Origin of the sequence: Clostridium sp. 1001271st1 H5 (assembly GCF_005845215.1) — a bacterium.
Lineage (GTDB): Bacteria > Bacillota > Clostridia > Lachnospirales > Lachnospiraceae > Enterocloster.
Map to the genome: position 1 here is coordinate 1 of NZ_SPHO01000025.1, position 19,775 is coordinate 19,775.

Sequence of the window (19,775 nt, forward strand, 5' to 3'; positions counted from 1 at the left end):
AGTAGATACTCTCGTATCTACTTTTTCTTGTAATACCCAAAGTCCAGAAAGAACCTATTGGCCACCCTGGCATCTTTTCTTTTTTTAGTAAGCTGCCAAAATACTAGCGGAACAGCAGAAAAACAACAAACCAAATTAATTGAATCCTATTTGCAAGACTTAAAAAACGGTAATACGGAGGAGGCTTCTACAAAGGTCCGATTTACAAAAGCAGAAATAAATGCCGGTTTACCAGATATATTCTGTGATGCCATGCAAGGATATGATTATAAAGAATTAACGATTCATGAAATTAAAAAACTGAATGATTCTATTTATCTTGTAAATGCCACGGTCAATACAAACTTTGACAGCGAGGATAAATCTGAATATATCGATGTTGAATTCAATCCTTTTATTGTATTCTATGATAACGAATATAAAATCGCTTTTGTCAAAGAGCAGGTTCCCCAAAGCTTATATGGAGACTTAAAGGCACTGCCGGATAATTATGATGATAATTTAGACTACATCATATTTGAGGATGGTGATGAAACCTTTAACCCAGAATAGATGTTTATATTTTTATTAAGATGTATTAAAATATAAACAGGAGGTTGTATTGTATGGGAAAAAAATTATCACCAATGGAATATAAGTTCATGGAATTTATTTGGAAATTCCCCCAGGGAGTATACAGTAACTTAATATACGACGAATTTCCCCAGGCACAGGGCACAAAAGGGGCTATTTTATTTCATATCAAAGAAAAAGGGTATGTATCAGTCCAGCAGAAAGGAAAGCAGACCCTCTATACCCCGCTGATTAGCAAACTGGAATATGATAAAATGGCAATTAATATGAGGTTGAAGGATAAATTCGGAAGCAGCCGGTTGGAAAATCTGATTGCAGCATTATGCGGTAAAAAGAGTTTAACAGAACAGCAGGTAGATAAATTATATCAATTGATTGAAGAACTGAAAGAGGAGGATAATGATTAATTGGCTTGAACTGATATTTGTTATGTCAGTTGTATCCAGTATAATGTTCGGAGCTGTCCTTTTAATTGAACGCTTTTATAAAACTGAATACATTGAATACGTATATTTTATGATGAAAGTAGTTCTAATTATCTTTCTAATCCCCATGTTTATATTGATAACGAAGATTGTCATGGACAGCATGGGGTATACTGTCCATGATATTCATGGGGAAGATATAATGAGTGTCATTTGTTTTAATCGCTACAATGTTGCCATGCTTCCCCATATTCAGACTGCTGCAATATGTATGTTCGCCATATGGGGATTGGGGGCTATCTTAACTTTTATAAACTCTTTTATCAAGGGAAGGCGGCTGTTACATCATCTTATTAAAAGCTCTGAAACTATTTCAAAAACAGAACTGGACTGCATAATAGAAAAAGCAAAAACAGAACTGGACATACGAAAGCTGCCTGTGTTATATAAATCCCATCTCATAAGCACACCATTTTTGACAGGAATCTTCAATCCAAAAATCATATTTCCAGGCAGGGATTTTTCCGAGGAAGAGTGGGACTTAATGCTAAGGCACGAATTGATGCATCTTAAATCGAATGACTTGTTGTTTAAAGCCATCATTGGCATTGTACACTGTATACATTGGTTCAATCCCATTGTATATCTATATAAAATAATCTTTTTTGATTTCAGCGAATATGCTTGTGACAAGCGAACAGCAGCAGCTTTTAACTCCAGACAAAAATCGCAATATGCGGGCCTCATCATCAGCCTGGCCGCCACAAGACCGGAATATGAACAGACGGTCACATTCGTTGACCGAAATTACAGGGTGATTGAAAGGAGGGTTAAAGAGATTATGAAAAAACCAACAAAGGAAAAAAGTGCATTATTAATCGGAACAATGGCACTTTTTATATTACTATGCCCAATGGCCGCATATGCTGCTGCATCCGGAGTAATGGAAGCCCAATCTATAGCGGTAAAAAATGAGCTTACGAAAAATATTGAAGAGAGCACTATTTTTCTAAGCCAGGAATCATCCGTAAACATGAGAGCAGATGCAGTAAAGGTCATATTAGTTAATCCCAGAGGAATTAACAATATTGACATGTCTCTCGAAGCAGGCAGCACATATATGTTTGACTCTCTTTCTTTGAAAAAGGGACAGGAAATAACGCTATCAATCGTATCCGATAAGTCTTCCGACCGTTTCTCAGTCAGTATCACTGATAAATCTGGAAAAGGAAAACTCTTCTCATCCAATAAAGGCATGGTATCCGCTGCCTATACCGTCCCTCAGAATGGCGATTATAAGATTTATATGAACGGACCAAATAGCGGCAGCGACGATATCCATATCAGCGGAACGATACGGATTGAATAGTGGACGCACAGCAGCACCTGAATTTAGATATTTTACCTGTCTGTTTGACAAGGGACATATCGAAATTAACAGGTGCTGCATTTTTCTATCTGCAAATAGATATTACATAATCCTCACATTTTTAAGCGCCCCGGTCTTGGAAAACTGGGTCCACTCACACACATTCACAGCGTGGTCGCCTATCCGTTCCAGATATTTTGCCACCATCAGCAAATCAATCCCCTGGTCCGCCTGGTCAGGGGAGGATTTAAGCAGATGAATCACATCCTCCTTTACCTGGTTAAACAGTGTATCCACCTCGTCATCCCGGTCAATGATTTCCATGGCAGCATCCAAATCCTGGTCAATGAATGCCTCTATGGCGTCATGAACCATCCTGCCGGCCGATGCAGCCATAACCGGAAGATGCTTCACAATGTGGTATGCATGCTCGCTTTTAATCCTCAGAATCAGCTCCGCGATATCCGAGGCATGGTCGCCTATCCGTTCCAGGTCAGTCACCACCTTAAGGGCCGTGGACACCTGGCGCAGGTCGCTGGCAACAGGCTGCTGGCGCAGTATCAGGGACAGGCATCTGGACTCAATGGCCCGTTCCATGTCATTGACAGTCCGGTCGCCCTTAATCACATCCTCAGCCATCGTATAATCCTGGTCCTCAAATGCCGTAAAGGTCTGCTCAATGGCGCCCTCCACCATGTGGGCCATCTCTTTTAAATCCTGCTTCAATACTTCCAATTCATGTTCGTACGTAACCCTAACACTCAATCTGATTCCTTCCTTCTGCCATCATCCGAAACGGCCTGTAATATAGTCTTCTGTCCTTTTATCCTTTGGCATGGTGAAAAGTTCATCCGTAGCCGCATACTCCACCACCTCTCCCACCAGGAAGAATGCAGTGTGGTCTGCTATACGTGTGGCCTGCTGCATGTTATGGGTCACGATGGCCACCGTGTATTTATTCTTAAGGTCATCCATCAAATCCTCAATCTTCAGGGTGGATATGGGGTCCAGGGCTGACGTGGGCTCATCCATCAAAAGGACCTCCGGCTCCACAGCCAGCGCCCTGGCAATACAGAGACGCTGCTGCTGGCCGCCGGACAGCCCCAGGGCTGATTTTTTCAGGCGGTCAGAGACCTCATCCCACAGGGCCGCCCCCTTAAGGCTGTTCTCCACGATTTCATCCAGCCTGGCCTTGCTCTTAATGCCATGGATTCTTGGTCCGTAGGCAATGTTGTCATAAATGCTCATAGGAAATGGATTTGGCTGCTGGAATACCATTCCTATTTTCTTTCTCAGCAGGGTGGTATCCACCTGGGAATCGTAGATATCCTCATCATCCAGGAGAACGGTCCCATCTATCTTAACGCCCGGCACCAGGTCATTCATGCGGTTTAACGTCTTCAGGTAGGTGGACTTTCCGCAGCCTGACGGCCCTATGAAGGCAGTTATTTTATGTTCATACAAATCCAGGTTTATGTTTTTAAGGGCATGATTTTCCCCGTAGTACAGGTTCAGATTCCGGGTTGAAATCTTTGTTTTGCTTTCCACGCTTAATCTCCTTTGCTGATTGAAATGGTCCGTCATATCCTACGCCCCTGCTTCCACATTAAACCGGCGGGACATGTATTTTGCCAGACCGTTGATTCCCAGTACAATGACCAGAAGGACCACGGCCACGCCAAAGGCTTCGTTATACTTTGCTTTCTGCATGAACAGGTAGAGCTGTATGGTAAGGGTGCCTCCTGATTCAAATATTTTTGAAAACAGGTTCTTTGGAAGGTAATAGCCGCTTCCTGCCGTGAACAGCAGGGCAGCTGACTCTCCCACAATCCTTCCGATAGCCAGAATTACGCCTGTAAGGATTCCCGGCATGGCGCTGGGAAGCAGTATGGTCCGTATCATGTACCATTTTGTGGCCCCGATTCCAAGGGCTCCATGGCGGTAGCTGTCAGGCACGGTCTTAAGGGCTTCCTGGGTGGTTCTGGTTATGAGGGGCAGAATCATAATGGTCAGGGTCAGGGCTCCTGTAAGTATGGAATACCCCAGGCCCAGGGCATTTCCAAAAAACACCATTCCAAACAGGCCAAATATGATGGAAGGGATACCGGACAATGTCTCTGTGGTAAACTCAATCATGCGCACCACTTTTCCCGGCTTTGCATATTCATTCAGATACACGGCGGAGCCAATGCCCAGAGGGGTGGCCATAAGCAGGGTGATGATTACAATATACAGTGTGTTTATAATATTTCCCAGGATTCCAAAAGTACCCTTTGTGGCGCTGGAGGCCGTGCTTAAAAATGCCCAGGTTACATGGGGAATTCCCCGGACAAACACATAGCCCATTATGCCTGCCAGAAGAAGGATGGAAAAACCAGCGCAGATGTAGATGACAACTGTAAGAAACATATCCAGGCCGCGTACACGCTTACCGTATATGCTGTCCCGGACAACAGACTCCTCATGGACCCGGACTGCAATATCATTTGTCATTCCTGTTTCCTCCCCTCTTTAAAATCCTGGTAAGGCTTACATTGATTATCATGATGAAGGCAAACAGGACCAGACCTATGGTAAAGAGCACCTGTCTGTGAAGCCCTGCCGCATACCCCATCTCCGACACAATGGCTGTTGTCAGGAAGCGGACGGAGTTAAAGGGAAGGGGCAGGTTTACGGAGCTTCCCGACACAAGGCTGATGGCCATGGCCTCGCCGATAGCCCTGCCTGTTCCCAGCACAACAGCTGTTATAATGCCGGATTTGGCAGCAGGCACAATTACCTGGAATATGGTCTGTATCTTTGTGGCGCCCAGGGCCAGGGAAGCGCTCTTTAGATGGGCCGGAACAGACCTGATGGCGGATTCGCTGATGTTGATGACAGTGGGGAGAATCATCAGGGCAAGTACCAGTACAGCTGATATCAGGTTGGCCCCGCCTGTAAACTGGTGGGTTTCAGACCCCTTAAACAGTATCAGCTCCAGTTTGTACATCAGAGGATTGAGAATCAGGATTCCCAGCAGGCCGTATATGACAGAGGGAATGCCGGCCAGAAGCTCCACCGCCGGACGGACCATGTCGCTGAGCCGTTTGGGAGCTACCTCTGCAAGGAATATGGCAGTCATAACGCCGATGGGAACACCAATCAGGATTGCCAGAAACGTTCCTGCAACAGAGGTCAGGATGACAAACAGTATACCGAAGCTGGGGGAAGCTGCGGCAGGCTGCCACAGGGTCCCGAACAGGATTTCCAGCAGCCCCACCTTAAACAGTGCCGGCGTACCGCTGATAAGCATATATAATGTGATGGAAGCAACAGCCAATACGGCGAAAAAGCCGCAGGCAGTAAAGATGCCCTGTGCAGCTTTTTCGACGGCGGACTTGCTGCCATGACAGGAACGTATGGAACATGTCTCCGCTCTCATGCAGGAAGTCTCCTTTCTCTATTCCGATTATTTGTCAACCGCAATCAGTCCAACAGACCTGACAATTTCTGCGCCTTCATCGGAGTAAACATAATCGAAGAGGGCCTTTACAAGGTCATTCTGCCCGCTAATATCTCCCTTGGTAGCCATTACGAACGGACGGCTCAGGAAATAGGTGCCTGCCTTGATGTTTTCCTCTGTGGGCTCGGCGCCTTCCAGCTTCACGGCCTTTACCGTGTCATCCAGTACATCCAGGGAAACATAGCCAATAGCGCCCGGGGTGGAGGCCACCTTTGCCATCACTGCGCCGGTGCTGTCCAGCTCGTTGCTGTATTTGCACATGTCTTCCAGCTTTAACAGTTCCTCAAATGCGCTTCTGGTGCCGGAACCGGACTCCCGTCCAACCACTACGATGGGCGCGTCATTTCCGCCCGCATCCTTCCAGTTGGTGATTTTTCCTTCATAGATATCAGACAGCTGCTGCCTGGTCAGGTCCTCCACTGCGTTGGCCGCATCAACCACCACTGCAATGCCGTCAATGGCTACAATATTCTCAGCCACACCGTCAGCCTTCTCCTCATCTTTTAAGTTCCTGGAAGAGTTGCCGATATCGGCTGTTCCGTTGCTGACAGCCTCCACGCCTGCGCCGGAGCCAACAAATTCAGCTGTCACCGTTACATTGGGATATTTCTCCATAAAGGATTCGCTCAGGGCATTGGCAAACTTCTCCATAGAGGTGGAGCCCACCATGCTGATGGTGCCGCTTAAATCAGCTGAGGGAGCGCTGCCGTCCTTTTCCGCCTCTGCGGCTGTACCCTCTGTGCCGCCGGCAACACCGGATGTACCCTCAGATGCCGGGACCGTCCCTGCTGTGGTTGCGGCAGCCGCTGTGCCTGCGGGCGCTGCGGTTGTCTCTGTGCCGGTACCGCCGCATCCGGCCAGTATGCCCATGGCCAGAACTGCCGTGCCTAACAGCGCTGTTACTTTCTTTCCACTCATTCTCATCATACATTTCCTCCTGAATCATTTCGTTTATTGTCATGTTTGTTCTTATCTTTTCTACAGTTTGGAGTATACATAAGATTTACATCCGGAGAAATCATGATATGGTATAGTTTCTGTAAAATGTGTGTAAAGCCGCAGCAGCCGTCCGCTAATCCTGCATGAATCATTAACGTGCATCCCCGGGCACGGCAACGCCAAAAGGCACCTGCCGCGTCAAAAACAGCAAGTGCCTTTTCCATTTAGGTTCATTCTATCCGCTTTTATTCTGTCCGCATCCTGTCTCAGCCTTTACAGACATCCTCCACAATGCGTTCCATCTCTCCCCACTTTTTCTCCATATCCGCCACCAGTCCGAACTGGGTACGGCAGCGGTCCAGGTTGTGCTTCTCCCTGGCTGTCTTAAAATAAGTGTCACCGGACAGATAATCCGCCAGGAACCGGATTCCGCATTCCAGGGTCATAAGCCTGGCCCCCTGAGGAAGCATCCTGACCTCGGCCTGGGTAAGGCTTCCCGCACATCCCTCCAGAAATCCCTTTGTGTATGTCTCAAAGAGAGAAAGGGACAGGGATACCTTGCTTAAATCCGTTTCATCCTCCTTCGCGGTATTGGCGCCAAAGCGGATGGAGTCTCCAAAATCAAAGATAGAAAGTCCCGGCATCACGGTATCCAGGTCAATGATGCAGATGGCCTGACCGGTCTTGTCATCAATCATGATATTGTTTAATTTGGTGTCATTATGGGTCACTCTCAGCGGAAGCTCCCCTCTGGCCAGCATATCCATGGCCAGCCCCATATCCTGCTCCCTGTCCATGACAAACTGAATCTCATCCCGGACCCCTGACGCCCGGCGGCAGATATCCTCCTCCACTGCCTTTGTAAATGCCCTGAACCTGCCCGGAGTGTCATGGAAACCCGGAATGGTCTCTGCCAGCTCCCTGGCAGGATAGTGGGACAGAAGCCTCTGGAAATGTCCGAAGGCCTTTCCGCTCTGGTAAAAATCTTCCGGCTTTTCCACCAGGTTATAGCAGGTAGCTCCCTCAATGAAGAGATACATCCTCCAGTAATTTCCCTGACTGTCCACATAGAATGGGGCTCCCTCTCCGGTCTTTATAAGGTTCAGCGTTTCCCGGTCCGGGTCCCCTCCGTTTTTAATAACCTCCTGCCTCAGGAAGGTGGTAACCCCCTCAATATTGTGCATAAGGGATACCGGGTCCCGGAAGATATCCGTATTCATCCTCTGAAGGATATAAGGATGGTTCTCACATATGAGGCGGAAGGTATCATTGATATGGCCGCTTCCATAGCGCTCGCAGCTTACCGCCGCACCATCTGTGGCAAAGGCCGCGGCTGCCTCCCTAAGTATATGTTTATCAATTTCTGCGCTCATTTTCCTTATTACTCCCAAAGTTTCTCCGGATATAATCCCTTATGCTTAAGGTCCTTAATGGCGTTTACCACTGTATCCTTATCCTCCTTATAGGTGACCCCGTACCAGCGGTCCACGCTTTTTAAGACAGTCACCTCCGCCAGGCCTGCTTTGAGAAGTTCATCCACCACAAAGGGAAGAAAATACTCACACTTCATGGGATTTACAGGCAGGCTTTTATCCAGGAAGGCTCCAAATCTGTTTTCCAGCTCGCCCAGGATACTCTTTGTGAAGCCCCACATGTTCATGGAAACAATGGTGGATTCCGGAAGCTCTGTCCATGTGGCGCCGCCGTCCTCCGTATATTCAGCCTGATTCCCGTGTTTTTCAATTCTGGTCCGCTCACGGATATCCACCAGACGGCTGCCTGCATCGGTCCGGCACACTCCTCTTGCCACATATCCATTCTCTGTCAGGGTATTGTACAGTTTATAGCCCACCATGGTGTACTGGTACCGGTCCGTGTCCTCCACAGAGGCCAGCTGGTCATAAATCATACGGAAGGCTTCTTTGCCATAATAATCATCTGCATTGATTACCGCAAAGGGTCCGTCAATCAAATCCCTGCAGCAAAGGACTGCATGGCCTGTACCCCAGGGCTTCACCCTGCCCTCAGGCACCCCGTATCCTTCCGGAACCTTATCCAGTTCCTGGTAAACATAGGCCACATCCATATATCTGCTGACGCGGTTTCCAATGTGAATCTTAAAATCTTCCTCAATGGCTTTCTTGATAATGAATATGACCTTTTCAAATCCCGCTTCCCTGGCATCATATATGGAAAAATCAATGATGATATTCCCATAGGGGTCCACCGGGTCAATCTGCTTTAATCCTCCGTAACGGCTTCCCATTCCGGCCGCCATGATTACTAATACTGGTTTCTGAGACATGCTGTCCTTCCTCCTCACACAATACATTCTTATCCCTTTACACTGCCTCCGGTCACGCCTGCTAGAATCTTTTCTGACAGGAAGATATACAGGATGAAGGCGGGCAGGAATACAATCCAACAGCCACCGGCCGTACCTTGCCGGAGAAGCCTTAGGGGCGTTGCTTTGTCTGCCCATTTAATCAGGTCTTCCTTATAAAATCCGTGCCGCACTTCGGGCAATGCACACTTACCTTCCCGTGCCCCCTGGGTATACGCACTTTTTGTCCGCATCCCGGACACTTAAAGACGCGGTACTTCCGGCCTTCTGTAAAACGGAATTTAATTTTCCTGAAATACTCCGTTACATAGAACCGAAGACGCAGATATACCTGGTTTTCCTGGTAACGCTTTCCCACGTTCTTTGAAAACATCCGGGCATACAGGCAGATAATACCCGCCAGCTCCAGAAATCCCAGGAACGGGGACAATATCCTTACCCTGACAAAAGCATTTAAAAAAATCAGCACAAGCACAGCATACATAATGAACTGGCCCAGCTGGTCCATACCATATCGTCCTATCATGAAACGCTGGAATTTTTCCCTCAATTTATTCATCTTTAAACAATCCTTTCCCAATTATCCGGCCTGCCGCCAAGACGCTCCGCCGCAGCCGCGAATCATTCATCCGAGAGTAACTATAACCTAATTTTTGCGGGAAAGCAATGTACAGCCAGGGTTTTAATGATTATTTTATAAATACGGACAGAATGCCTCCTCCCAACAAAATATTTTGCCATCTTGACATTATATACCCTATCTTCTATAATCAAAATTGGTCTTAGGACCGCATTCCATGTTTTAGACATGATAAGAGAGAAAGGCGGCTAACTGAAATATGATTATTAAATGATTGAACAGCAGCAGATAATTTACACACTCCCTTCCCGGACTGTATAAAACCCGGGCGGATTTTGTGTGACTTTGTCATTTCGTTCAGTCATTCAGGGAATCATATTCCATACGGCCGTATTTTTGCATACCGGGATGTATCTGTATATCCATATACATCCATTGCAGCGGACAGGCATGTCCCGGCAGGCGCACACGCAACGCCCTGACCTGTACATTCCCGTTCCTTCTGCGCTCTTGCAGGCCAGGTTTATTCCCTTCTGAACGAAGTGCGTTCAGGAGGGTTTTTTTTTATGTTATTAAATGCACTGAATATTAAAAAAGAATATGGAATCCAGACTGTGCTGGATATAGAAAAACTGGAAATCCGGGACGGGGACCGGATTGGCCTCATCGGACGCAACGGGGCGGGCAAATCCACCCTGTTAGGCGTTCTGTCCGGAAGGATTGCCTGCGACCAGGGCATTGTAAAACGAAATTGCGCCATTGCCGAGATTCTCCAGACCGGAGAGACAGAGGATGAACCTGAGGCCAGGCTTTTAAGCCGGTTAAAGCTCCGGGACAGCGCGGTGAAAAGCGGAGGCGAGAAAACCAGACGGGCCATTGGGGCCGCATTTTCCAGCCAGGCCCCCCTGCTCTTTGCCGATGAGCCCACCACCAACCTGGATATGGAAGGCGTGGAGCTGTTGGAAAAAATGATGGGCGGATACCGGGGCGCCATCCTGATGATATCCCATGACAGGACCCTTTTAGACCGGGTCTGCAATCAGATATGGGAGCTGGACAAAGGAGCCCTGCGGGTCTTTGACGGCAATTATTCGGATTGGGCGGCCCAGAAAGAACGGGAACTGGGTTTTCAGGAATTTGAATACCAGCAGTACCAGAAGGAAAAAAGGCGCCTGGAACGGGCTGCCGACGCCCTGCAGAGAAAGAGCCGGAAAATGGCAAAACCGCCCCGCCGCATGAGCAGCAGCGAATGGATGCTCTACAAGGGCGTGGCCGCTGTCCAGCAGGGTCATGTGCAGAGTAATAAATCTTCTGTTCTGAGCCGGCTGGAGCATCTGGATAAAAAGGAACGGCCGGATGAGCTGCCCCAGGTGTCCATGAAGCTGCCGGATGCAGGGCGGATACGGGCCAGAAATGCGGCCTCGGTCCGGCACCTTACCGTGCGCTACGGGGAACGCATGGTACTGAATGATGTGAGTCTGGAAATAGAAGCAGGCAGACGTACCTTCATCACCGGCAATAACGGGGCGGGAAAGTCCACCCTAATCAAGGCCCTGACTGACAGGGTCCCTGAAACCTTTATTACCTCCGAAGCAAGGGTCAGCTATTTTTCTCAGGACCTGGACACCCTGGACCCCCAAAAGACGGTGCTGGAAAATGTGGCTGAGGACGCCGCTTATCCCCGGCACATCTGCCGGGCCGTGCTGTCCAATCTCTATATGACAAAGGACGATATGTTCAAACCGGTCAGCGTATTATCCGGAGGCGAAAAGGTCAAGACAGCCCTGGCCAAGGTACTTGTCTCCGGCTGCAATTTTATGATTCTGGACGAACCCACCAACCATATGGACGTGTATACCATGGAGGGTCTGGAAAAACTGCTGGGAAGCTATGACGGGACACTGCTGGCCGTCAGCCACGACCGTACCTTCATAAGCCATACAGGGGACGTGGTCTGGCGTCTTGAAGGGGGAACCATACAAAAAGGAACCTTATAGCGTGTTTTTATGTTTCAGGAGATGCCAACCGTTATATTTTCTTGACAATAACGCTTTTCCATTATATGATAGGTTTACTATAATTATCCATATGGAGGAGAAGTATCATGAAAAAAAATGTATTGGGGATTCTACTGGCAGGCACCATGGGGGCCGCCCTTATAACAGGCTGCGGTTCCGGTTCTTCCGGCACTGCACAGTCCTCTGCCACGCAGCAGGCACAGGAATCATCCGCTGACTCCGGGCAGGCAGGGGACTCCGGACAGGCAGCGGACTCCGGGCAGGCAAAGGAAACAGAGGCCGCCGCTTCAAAAACCACGGACCTTCCCGGCCTGACCGGCCATACCCTGATGATTTACTGCGGGGCGGGCATGACCAAGCCCTTTCAGGAAATTGCCGACAGCTTTAAATCCGCCACGGGCTGCGTTATGAACGTAACCTACGCCAATGCCGGACAAATCCAGTCACAGATTACCACATCTGAGGAAGGCGACATGTTCATAGCCGGCTCCGCCGAGGAGTTAAAACCAGTGGAGTCCTATGTATCTGAGAGCAAGGCCCTGGTAAAACACATACCTGTCCTGGCAGTGCAAAGCGGCAACCCGAAAAACATTACCTCCCTGTCAAGTCTGGCTGGGGAAGGTATTGCCCTCATCATAGGCGATGTGGACTCCACTCCCATTGGAAAGATTGCAAAAAAAGCCCTGACCGACGCAGGCATCTTTGACAAGGTACAGATAGAAGCATCCACTACCACGGCGCCCCAGATGGCAACTGCCATTGCTGCGGGAGAGGCCGACGCAGCCATTATCTGGAAGGAGAACTGCGATGCAGCGGGCGTGGAAATCGTGGACAACAGCGGTTTGGAGGATTACATAAAAACTATCCCCGCAGCATCCCTGAGCTGTTCCGGGGACAATGAGGCCAGACAGGCATTTCTGGACTACTTAAATTCAGAGGATGCACAGGAAATCTGGATGAAGTATGGATATGAGATTGCAGAATAAACAAAAGAGGCACAGGGGAACAGACCTGTTCTCGGCCGTGACCATTGCAGTAGCGCTGCTGGTGATTCTTTTCATCGGCAGCGCCATCTGCGCTATTGCAGCCGGCGGAATTTCCTCCTTTGCAGGAACCATCCGTCAGAAGGAAGTGCTCTCCGCCCTGCGCCTCAGCGCGGTTACCGCCAGTCTGTCCACCCTGATTGTCATGGCTCTGGCTCTCCCCACTGCCTATGCCCTGACCCGGACCTCCATGCCCTTTAAGGAGCTGTCCGGTATTATCATTGAGCTGACCTTGTCCCTGCCCTACCTGCTTCTGGGACTCAGCCTGCTTATCATGTTTTCATCGCCTGCAGGCAAATGGCTGAAGGAACAGGGTTTTAAAGTGGTATTTGCTCCTGCGGGCATTGTCATGGCCCATATCCTGGTAAACCTTCCCTACGCCATCCGGCTCATCCGTACTGCCTTTGAGGCGTCTGACCAGCGGATGGAATTCATTGCCCGGACCCTGGGAGCTTCCCCCTGGAAATGCTTCCTGACCATCCTCCTTCCCCTCTGCCGCAGAAGCCTTGTCAGTACCTTCATCCTGACCTGGTCAAGGGCCCTGGGGGAATTCGGCGCCACCCTTATGCTGGTGGGAATCACCCGGTTTAAGACGGAAACCCTGCCCGGCAGCATTTACCTGAGCATATCCACCGGCGACAACCAGGCAGCCATGGCAACAGCCATGCTGATGCTGATGATTTCCGGGCTGACCCTCTTTCTCTCCCGTCTGCTCAACAGTCCTGCGGACAGGAGCAAAAGGCAGGTGTACATACGATGAATGAAATAGTTATCAACAATTTTTCCGTGAAAAGAGGCAGTTTTACACTATCCCCCATCTCCCTAACCATCCAGAAGGGGGAAATCTTTGCCATCCTGGGCCGCACGGGTTCAGGTAAGACCGTACTGCTGGAAGCCATCAGCGGCATGTTTCCCGGCAGTACCGGCAGTATTCTATATGACGGAGTCAACATACGGGACATACCGCCCGGCCAGAGGAAGCTGGGCCTTGTATATCAGGACTACGGCCTGTTTCCCCATATGAAAGTAAGAGAAAATATTGGCTACGGGCTGAAGATGCACGGATTTTCAAAACAAGAGCAGGAGCGCCGCGTACAGGAGCTTATGGAAATGCTGTCCATCTCCCATATAAAGGACCAGTACCCCGGTACCCTGAGCGGTGGCGAGAGCCAGAGGACAGCCCTGGCGAGAGCTCTGGCACTGGCTCCCCAGGTTCTTTTATTAGACGAGCCATTTTCAGCCCTGGACCCGGCCACCCGCCGTTCCCTGTATCAGGAACTGCGCCGGATTCACCGGCATTTTGGCTGCACCATCATCTTCGTGACCCATGATTTCCTGGAAGCCCGGACCCTTGCAGGCCGTGCAGCCATCCTTTTGGAAGGGGAGCTGAAAACAGTCACCGACACCACACGTCTCATGGACGGTCATTTTACCGATGAGGTGGAACGGTTTCTGGGAAGGAATCCGTGATATTGGATGGGGAGTACGGAGCATGGGTACAAATTAATTCTGCGCCCAAGCGCAAGAAAGAAAAGAGGATTATCACAATGACACATATCAATGATGCGCCGTCATTTTACAGAGAATTAAAATCACGTTTCAGGGAGCTGCTGACAAAAGAAGGGATTCTGGGCCAGCAGGTGGTAATCAATACCAAATCCCTTACGCCTGAGGAAGCCATTGGGATTACCGGGCGAAGGGATTTTCCCATCATAACCGGAAAGGACGTGATGGTCCAGGCAGAATGCATGGGCTCCCTGGGACAGGCATTCACCGACGCCCCATCTGCCTTTTGCGGTACGTTGGAAGAAATATGCTCCCTGGACCTGACAGAGGACCCCCACAGCCGCGGATTATTCATAGCTGCCCTGAATGCCGTCATGAAACACCTGGGCAGGGCGGACTGCACGGTCCACTGCCGCAATCAAGGACCGGAATCCTGCGCCATGGATGTGGTCCGGTATATTGCCGGGCGCTGCGGCCGCCCAAACATTGCGCTGATAGGCTACCAGCCCGCCATGCTGGAACAGCTTGCAAAGGAATACCAGGTAAGGGCGGTTGACTTAAGCCCTGCCAATATCGGCCAGGAACGCTTCGGAGTCCTCATTGAGGACGGACGCATCCCAGAGGTAAGCCAGGACCTGTGCCGTAGAGCGGACCTGATTCTGTGCACAGGAAGTACGGTCTGTAACGGTTCCATCGTGAACTTCCTTCCATATAAGGACAAAATCCTGTTCTACGGCACCACCCTGGCCGGGGCAGCCCCTCTTATGGACCTGCCCAGACTCTGCTTTGCCGACCGGTATCAGGACCTGCCGTAATCCCCTGTAACAGCCTGGCCAAAGCGGCTCCGGTACTCCTGGAGCAGGAACACATTTTTATAAATTTGCGGTCCTTCTTGCAAAATACATCCGCCTGATGCTATAGTATAGAAAGATTTCATCAGAACGATTACAGATTGAAGGAGGACTACCATGGTATCACTGCCAAGGATTGGCGAAACCATAAGCGGTTTCACTGTCACTGAACTTGGGACTATACACATGCTGGGCACCAGGACCGTTCTGTTTAACCACGAAACAAGCGGCGCCCAGCTTTTATATATTCAAAACGATGACCGGGAACTGGGTTTTAACCTGATTTACCGGACGCCGCAGATGGATGAGCTGGACAATTCCCATATACTGGAACATCTTATTTTGTCATCCTGCAAAAAGTATCCCAGCAGGGATATTTTCTTTGATATGGACAGCAAAAGCTATACCACCTTTATGAACGGCCTTACGGACAATACCTTTACCTGTTACCCGGTGTGCAGCCAGAGCCAGGAACAGCTTCTAAAACTGATGGATGTATTCCTGTGCTGCATGGAGGAACCGGATGCCCTGAAGGACAGGAATTTTTACCTGAGGGAGGCCATACGGTATGAGCTCTCATCTGCCGGCGGTCCCCTGGCCATGCAGGGCACGGTGCTCAGCGAGGACTGGGGCCATCTGACCGATATCCTGGAAAATGCAGACAGCGCCATGTCCCATACCCTGTATGAGGGAGGACGCACTGCCAATCTGCTGGGGCGGGCACACCTTCATTACAGGGAACTGTCCTACGAACAGGCCAGGGAAACCTTTGGACGATGCTACAGCTACGCCAACTGCCTGATAACCTTATATGGGAATCTGGATTACAGGGCCGTGTTACATTTTCTGGACAGAGAACACCTGTCTAAAGTCCTCTCAAAAGGCAGCAGCCTTCTTGGGGAATTTGGGGAACCGGTGAAACCGGGTTTCCGGACCTGTACGGCGCAGAGTCCCGCTTATCAGGGCAGTCCCTCGGAACACGCCTCTGTGGTGGATTATGGCATCGACCTGTCCGGCTGCACAAGAGAAGATCTGATATACTGGGACCTTTTTGCAGATATTCTGGATAACGACACCTCTCCCTGGCACAGGCATGCAAGGGAAATGGGACTCAACCATGTAATGGAGGTTTATCTGGACATTCTGCTTCCCCACCCCTCCTTAAAGTTCCGCCTGCGCAACGGGGATTCCTGTTTGAAGGAAGTGTTTTTGGATTCCATAAGGAAAGCCCTTGAAGATATCAGCCGGGACGGCCTGTCCTCCAGACTGTACCAGGCTTCCATGAAGGAAAACCGTCTCTCTGACGCCCTTACCCGCGAGGCCCCCCATCTGGGCTTTAATCTGTCTGAAGAAATCGGACGTTTCTGGAGCACCACGGGCCGGACTGATTATTTCCAGCTCTATGAGGATGCCTTCCGGCGCTTTGAAACAGACCCGGACCAGACCATCATAAAGAAGCTGGCTGCTTCTGCCCTTCATCCCGCAGCCAGCGCCCTGGTGGTAACCGTGCCTGTACCCGGTCTGGCTGAGCAGCTGGAGGAGGAAAAGGAACAGTATCTCAGGGAAAAGCTGGATTCCATGACTGCCGCTGAACGGGAACAGCTGATAAATGAGACAGACGCCTTCCGCCTCTGGAACTCCATGGAACGGAGCAACATGGATTTTCTCATACAGCCAAAGGAACTTCCTGAGCCGGCAAACCCATGCCCGTTCACCAAACGTCAGCACGGAACCATCACATGCTACACCTCTCCCGCCCCCTCCCCGGGCGTGGGCAGTTACCAGCTCTATTTTGACATCAGCCGGATTGGTAAGGAGGACCTTAACTACCTTACGCTCTATCAGATGCTTCTGACGGAACTGGACACAAAACGCTTCACGGTGGAACAGCAGAAAAACCTGGAACAGGAATATCTTCACGACTGTACCTTTGATGAACTGTTTCCCGAACATAACGCCGGTCCCTTAAGCCATCCCATGATGAGCGTATTCTGGTACGGACTGACCGGCGATTTTGAAAAGGGACTGGATTTTCTCCTGGATGTAATGGGCGGAGGAGATTACAGTGACACGGACACCATTATACAGGTACTGGAAAAATATCTGCCTGACTATGACCTGTCCAAGGCGGACAATGCCTCTGCCCTGGCCTTCAGCCTGGCCGAGGGCTATATGAGGCAGGACTGCAGATTCCGCAATATGTTAAACAGCCAGGAAAATTATTATTTTCTGAAGGATGTGCTGAGACGGCTGAAGGAAGAGCCTGACTTTGGAACCGCAGCCGCAGCCAGGCTTGGCAGCATTGCCCGTACCATATTGAACCGTGACGGCCTGGTATTCCTGGCAGCTGCTTCACCGGATGTATTGGGAAATGTGGAGCAGGCCGCTGTGGAGATACTTGGAAGGCTTCCGGCTTTTCAGGATAGATACAGCGCCCCTGCGCCATCCATCTGGCTCCCGGACCAAAAACAAAGGCTGGCCGTGTGCGTGGAAGCCTCCTGCCAGGAGACGCGCCTCATAGGTGATTTTTATGGAAACACCTGCTTTAAAGGGCGTTATCTCCCCTTTCTCATGGCTGCGGCGGACAAATATTTAAAACCTGCTGTCCGGTACCAGGGCGGGGCTTATGACAGCGGCATTGATTTCTATATCCCTACCGGCTATTTCTCCCTGTGGAGCACCGCGGACCCTGAGGTCAGAAGCACGCTGGTGCTCTTCCTGGCAACCGGCGCCCGGCTCATGGAACTGCCGCTGACGGATGAAGAACTGGACGGCTATATCCTGAACACCTATGCCCAGGCGCTTCCGCCCTCAGGAACCTTGAGCACCCGTATGCGGCACATGCGAAGGGACATGGTGAACATAGATTCCCGCAAAATAAATGAGATGATTTCAGACATCAGGAACGCTGCCCTCAGCCACCAGCAGGAGGCTGCCCGGGTCATTGACGGAATATTGCGGCGCGGGGCCATTGTCACCGTGGGGAATGGAAAATGTATCATGAGGGATAAGGATGTGTTTGACCAGGTTCTGGTTTATCATACGGATGAGGTTTAAATGGACTGACCGGGATAAACCGGCCGTGCGGACAGAAAGAAAGCCCCGGAGTTTTTCCGCCTCCGGGGCTTTCCTTTTATATCATGGATTCCATCTTCATCCAATCCCGCCATACACAATTCCCAGTATAAACACCACCACGGCCAGGGGCACATAGACATACCTGGCCAGAGGTCCGAAGAATCCGCTTAAAGGCTTTTTCCGCCCTTCCTCCAGTTCCTTCCTGATTTCCTTATAGCCCAGAATATAATAGATGGACACAGCTCCCAGCACAGCGCCGAAGGGAACCACAATGATGGTGATAAAGTCCATCCATGACCCTACCTTGGGCTCTGACTCCAGGAAAATGCCCACCAGCAGGGCTATGCCGCTGCACAGGGCCACGGCTGCTTTTCTGGAAAGCTTAAACCGGGTCTGCCATGACTCGCTGACCGCCTCAAACATATTAATCAGGCTGGTAATGCCTGCAAAGGCCACGGACAGAAAAAATATAACTGCAAAGAGCCTTCCCATGGGCATCTGCCGGAATATGCCCGGCAGGGTAATGAACATAAGAGGCGGACCAGCGTTGGGCTCAATGCCGAATGCAAACACAGCCGGCATAATGGCCAGAGCAGCCATCATGGCAGCCACCGTATCAAAAAACGCGGTCCGGATGGATGCCTTTGGTATATCCTCCGACTTGGCCAGATAGGTTCCGTAAACAATCATTCCTGAACCTGTGATGGACAGTGAAAAAAATGCCTGTCCCATGGCCATAACCCAGGTATCCACCTTTAACAAATCGCTCCAGTCCGGAGCAAAGAGGAATTTATATCCTTCTGCCGCCCCCGGCAGAAAAGCTACCCGCACAGCCAGTATGGCGAACAATACAAAGAAGGAGGGCATCAGGACCTTATTGATTTTCTCGATTCCCTTGGTAGCCCCAAACATAAGGATGCCGGCAGCTGTCACAACCACCAGCACATGCCAGGGAATACTGCCGAACTCGCCTGTGGCCTGGTTGAAATAGACCGCTGCATCTGTTGTGAGGATAGCCCCTGTGACGGAACCGGCCAATGCTCTTACCACCCATCCTACGATGATGGCATATCCGATGGCAATACCCAGGGAACCCAGCAGAGGAATCCATGCCAGGAAATATCCCAGCTTACCTCTGCCTATCTTTTCCCAGCAGTATTCATAAGCTCCCAGGGTGCCGGTCCTGGCCCGGCGCCCTATGGCAAACTCTGCCGAAAGCCCTACCAGGCCGAATAATACAATGAATAAAATATAGGGCACCAGAAACGCGCCGCCGCCGTATTGTCCCACACGGTACGGGAACATCCAGATATTGCCCATTCCCACTGCGGAACCCACACAGGCCAGCACAAATCCCAGGCTGCTTCCAAAGCCGCCGTTCTGGTGCACGGCTGCCGGTGAGGAATCCGTTTTTTTCTGCTTGCTCATAACTTCTCCTTTATGGTGTATGTTTCAACGGCCTGCACGTCCTGTGAGGAAGGAAAACAGGACAGTCCAAAAGCCATCTTTACTATACTACCCCAATAACACCATTTAGTCAAAGCTTT

Annotated in this window: 18 protein-coding genes and 1 pseudogene; 9 read left to right on the plus strand and 10 right to left on the minus strand. The window is 50.1% G+C overall.

Going from position 1 to position 19,775, the window contains the following annotated elements:
- Positions 1–57 precede the first annotated feature (57 nt).
- The 3 genes from FGS84_RS25950 to FGS84_RS31675 are packed head-to-tail and all read left to right on the plus strand — an operon-like array spanning position 58 to position 2,367.
- The gene (locus FGS84_RS25950; RefSeq protein ID WP_138311135.1) at positions 58–552 is read left to right on the plus strand and encodes a hypothetical protein; all 495 of its coding nucleotides are present in this window, start codon (positions 58–60) and stop codon (positions 550–552) included.
- A 53-nt stretch (positions 553–605) separates the two neighbouring features.
- Positions 606–980 carry a BlaI/MecI/CopY family transcriptional regulator gene (locus tag FGS84_RS25955; RefSeq protein ID WP_138311136.1) on the plus strand — a complete coding sequence of 125 codons (375 nt, stop codon included), beginning with the start codon at positions 606–608 and terminating at the stop codon, positions 978–980.
- Between the two features lie 22 nt (positions 981–1,002).
- Positions 1,003–2,367, plus strand: a complete 1,365-nt coding sequence (locus tag FGS84_RS31675) for a M56 family metallopeptidase (protein ID WP_279232859.1) — start codon at positions 1,003–1,005, stop codon at positions 2,365–2,367.
- 102 nt (positions 2,368–2,469) lie between these two features.
- On the opposite strand, the gene phoU is transcribed toward FGS84_RS31675, so the two are convergent.
- The 9 genes and pseudogenes from phoU to FGS84_RS26010 form a co-directional block, all read right to left on the minus strand.
- Positions 2,470–3,132, minus strand: coding sequence for a phosphate signaling complex protein PhoU (gene phoU / locus FGS84_RS25970; protein ID WP_138311137.1), 663 nt, complete (start codon positions 3,130–3,132; stop codon positions 2,470–2,472).
- Between the two features lie 21 nt (positions 3,133–3,153).
- Positions 3,154–3,915, minus strand: coding sequence for a phosphate ABC transporter ATP-binding protein PstB (gene pstB, locus FGS84_RS25975; protein ID WP_279232858.1), 762 nt, complete (start codon positions 3,913–3,915; stop codon positions 3,154–3,156).
- 39 nt (positions 3,916–3,954) lie between these two features.
- On the minus strand, positions 3,955–4,860 hold the full coding sequence (pstA, locus tag FGS84_RS25980) for a phosphate ABC transporter permease PstA (protein ID WP_138311139.1): 906 nt from the start codon (positions 4,858–4,860) through the stop codon (positions 3,955–3,957).
- Positions 4,850–5,788, minus strand: a complete 939-nt coding sequence (gene pstC, locus FGS84_RS25985; RefSeq protein ID WP_138311140.1) for a phosphate ABC transporter permease subunit PstC — start codon at positions 5,786–5,788, stop codon at positions 4,850–4,852. The genes pstA and pstC overlap by 11 nt, the downstream gene beginning before the upstream one ends.
- A gap of 27 nt (positions 5,789–5,815) precedes the next feature.
- Positions 5,816–6,796: a phosphate ABC transporter substrate-binding protein gene (locus FGS84_RS25990; RefSeq protein ID WP_347563893.1), complete on the minus strand. Its 981-nt coding sequence runs from the start codon at positions 6,794–6,796 to the stop codon at positions 5,816–5,818.
- Between the two features lie 278 nt (positions 6,797–7,074).
- On the minus strand, positions 7,075–8,181 hold the full coding sequence (locus FGS84_RS25995) for an aminoglycoside phosphotransferase family protein (protein WP_138311141.1): 1,107 nt from the start codon (positions 8,179–8,181) through the stop codon (positions 7,075–7,077).
- A gap of 8 nt (positions 8,182–8,189) precedes the next feature.
- The gene (locus FGS84_RS26000) at positions 8,190–9,113 is read right to left on the minus strand and encodes a sugar phosphate nucleotidyltransferase (RefSeq protein WP_138311142.1); all 924 of its coding nucleotides are present in this window, start codon (positions 9,111–9,113) and stop codon (positions 8,190–8,192) included.
- A gap of 29 nt (positions 9,114–9,142) precedes the next feature.
- Positions 9,143–9,229, minus strand: a pseudogene (locus FGS84_RS26005) (carbohydrate ABC transporter permease); the annotation flags it as partial.
- A 65-nt stretch (positions 9,230–9,294) separates the two neighbouring features.
- Positions 9,295–9,711 (minus strand): hypothetical protein, encoded by a 417-nt coding sequence (locus tag FGS84_RS26010; protein WP_138311143.1) that lies wholly within the window; start codon positions 9,709–9,711, stop codon positions 9,295–9,297.
- Between the two features lie 587 nt (positions 9,712–10,298).
- On the opposite strand from FGS84_RS26010, the gene abc-f reads away from it, so the two are divergent.
- From abc-f to FGS84_RS26045, 6 genes are all read left to right on the plus strand, one after another.
- Positions 10,299–11,729, plus strand: coding sequence for a ribosomal protection-like ABC-F family protein (gene abc-f / locus FGS84_RS26015; RefSeq protein ID WP_138311144.1), 1,431 nt, complete (start codon positions 10,299–10,301; stop codon positions 11,727–11,729).
- 107 nt (positions 11,730–11,836) lie between these two features.
- Positions 11,837–12,736, plus strand: coding sequence for a molybdate ABC transporter substrate-binding protein (modA, locus tag FGS84_RS26020; RefSeq protein WP_138311145.1), 900 nt, complete (start codon positions 11,837–11,839; stop codon positions 12,734–12,736).
- Positions 12,720–13,553 carry an ABC transporter permease gene (locus FGS84_RS26025; protein WP_330641130.1) on the plus strand — a complete coding sequence of 278 codons (834 nt, stop codon included), beginning with the start codon at positions 12,720–12,722 and terminating at the stop codon, positions 13,551–13,553. The genes modA and FGS84_RS26025 overlap by 17 nt, the downstream gene beginning before the upstream one ends.
- Positions 13,550–14,263 (plus strand): ATP-binding cassette domain-containing protein, encoded by a 714-nt coding sequence (locus FGS84_RS26030; protein ID WP_138311147.1) that lies wholly within the window; start codon positions 13,550–13,552, stop codon positions 14,261–14,263. The genes FGS84_RS26025 and FGS84_RS26030 overlap by 4 nt, the downstream gene beginning before the upstream one ends.
- Before the next feature lie 77 nt (positions 14,264–14,340).
- Positions 14,341–15,114: a DUF364 domain-containing protein gene (locus tag FGS84_RS26035; RefSeq protein WP_138311148.1), complete on the plus strand. Its 774-nt coding sequence runs from the start codon at positions 14,341–14,343 to the stop codon at positions 15,112–15,114.
- 153 nt (positions 15,115–15,267) lie between these two features.
- Entirely contained in the window at positions 15,268–18,207 is a 2,940-nt protein-coding gene (locus tag FGS84_RS26045; RefSeq protein ID WP_138311149.1) for a peptidase M16, read from the plus strand.
- Between the two features lie 96 nt (positions 18,208–18,303).
- Here FGS84_RS26045 and FGS84_RS26050 read toward each other — a convergent pair whose 3' ends face one another.
- Entirely contained in the window at positions 18,304–19,656 is a 1,353-nt protein-coding gene (locus FGS84_RS26050) for a sodium-dependent transporter (RefSeq protein WP_138311150.1), read from the minus strand.
- Positions 19,657–19,775: the final 119 nt, after the last annotated feature.

Bases quoted from the DNA above. Each gene is read 5' to 3' on its own strand.
- FGS84_RS25955 (WP_138311136.1), top strand. From the start codon at position 606: ATGGGAAAAAAATTATCACCAATGGAATATAAGTTCATGGAATTTATT.
- FGS84_RS31675 (WP_279232859.1), top strand. From the start codon at position 1,003: ATGTCAGTTGTATCCAGTATAATGTTCGGAGCTGTCCTTTTAATTGAA.
- pstA (WP_138311139.1), bottom strand. From the start codon at position 4,860: ATGACAAATGATATTGCAGTCCGGGTCCATGAGGAGTCTGTTGTCCGG.
- pstC (WP_138311140.1), bottom strand. From the start codon at position 5,788: ATGAGAGCGGAGACATGTTCCATACGTTCCTGTCATGGCAGCAAGTCC.
- FGS84_RS25990 (WP_347563893.1), bottom strand. From the start codon at position 6,796: ATGATGAGAATGAGTGGAAAGAAAGTAACAGCGCTGTTAGGCACGGCA.
- FGS84_RS25995 (WP_138311141.1), bottom strand. From the start codon at position 8,181: ATGAGCGCAGAAATTGATAAACATATACTTAGGGAGGCAGCCGCGGCC.
- FGS84_RS26000 (WP_138311142.1), bottom strand. From the start codon at position 9,113: ATGTCTCAGAAACCAGTATTAGTAATCATGGCGGCCGGAATGGGAAGC.
- FGS84_RS26010 (WP_138311143.1), bottom strand. From the start codon at position 9,711: ATGAATAAATTGAGGGAAAAATTCCAGCGTTTCATGATAGGACGATAT.
- abc-f (WP_138311144.1), top strand. From the start codon at position 10,299: ATGTTATTAAATGCACTGAATATTAAAAAAGAATATGGAATCCAGACT.
- modA (WP_138311145.1), top strand. From the start codon at position 11,837: ATGAAAAAAAATGTATTGGGGATTCTACTGGCAGGCACCATGGGGGCC.
- FGS84_RS26025 (WP_330641130.1), top strand. From the start codon at position 12,720: ATGAGATTGCAGAATAAACAAAAGAGGCACAGGGGAACAGACCTGTTC.
- FGS84_RS26030 (WP_138311147.1), top strand. From the start codon at position 13,550: ATGAATGAAATAGTTATCAACAATTTTTCCGTGAAAAGAGGCAGTTTT.
- FGS84_RS26035 (WP_138311148.1), top strand. From the start codon at position 14,341: ATGACACATATCAATGATGCGCCGTCATTTTACAGAGAATTAAAATCA.
- FGS84_RS26045 (WP_138311149.1), top strand. From the start codon at position 15,268: ATGGTATCACTGCCAAGGATTGGCGAAACCATAAGCGGTTTCACTGTC.
- FGS84_RS26050 (WP_138311150.1), bottom strand. From the start codon at position 19,656: ATGAGCAAGCAGAAAAAAACGGATTCCTCACCGGCAGCCGTGCACCAG.